The sequence below is a fragment of the Deinococcus sp. genome, from assembly GCF_018260555.1.
In the GTDB taxonomy this organism is placed as follows: domain Bacteria; phylum Deinococcota; class Deinococci; order Deinococcales; family Deinococcaceae; genus Deinococcus.
In genome coordinates this window covers 1-716 of sequence record NZ_JAGLBB010000156.1, presented here as the reverse complement: position 1 = coordinate 716, position 716 = coordinate 1, and the positions used below count along the sequence as shown (strand labels likewise).

The 716-nt window shown below is 63.0% G+C and carries 1 protein-coding gene; it reads left to right on the top strand.

Features of this window, described 5'->3' with window-relative positions:
* A partial coding sequence (locus QZ271_RS14400) for an IS66 family transposase (RefSeq protein WP_291432631.1) occupies nucleotides 1-716 on the top strand: 716 nt, incomplete at both ends.

The following is a 716-nucleotide window of genomic DNA, read 5'->3' as shown; positions in this document are numbered from 1 at the left end:
CAGCAACCCGTCCTGCATGCGGACGAGACGGGCAGCAAGGTCAATGGGCGCCTCCAGTGGATGCATGTCGTGAGCTGCGCGCAGCTCACGTTCTACGGTCACCATCCGAAGAGAGGCTTCGCCGCACTGGAGGCCATGAACGTGCTGCCGCACTATGAAGGCGTACTCGTCCATGACGCGTGGAGCACCTATTTCAAGCTCCCCGCACAGCATGCGCTGTGCGGTGCTCACCTGCTGCGTGAACTGCGCGGTCTGGCCGAACATCATGCTCAGGAATGGGCAGGCGAACTGCGAGACGCCTTGCGCCAGGTGTACCACGAGCAGAAACAAGGCCGACTGACCCCCCTGGCACGGACGGCATTCGAGCAACGGTTTGATGCGTTGCTGGAAAAGGCGCTTCAGGTCAATCCTGAGGTGCCCCCGGTTCCTGGACGACGCGGGCGAACCGGGCAATCACCTGGGCGGAATCTGGCGATGCGGTGCCGGCAGCACCGCGCGGCGGTGCTGCGCTTCCTCCATGACGAGCGCGTGCCGTTCGACAACAATCAGGCAGAACGTGATGTGCGCCCGTGGTGCGTGAAACGCAAGGTGTCTGGAGGGTTCAGGTCCGAGGAGGGCGGGCGGAACTTTGCCCGCATCAGGAGCTATATCTCGACGCTGGGCAAGCAGGGTCTGAACAGCTGGCATGGACTGGTCAGCGTGTTCACGGGGGATAT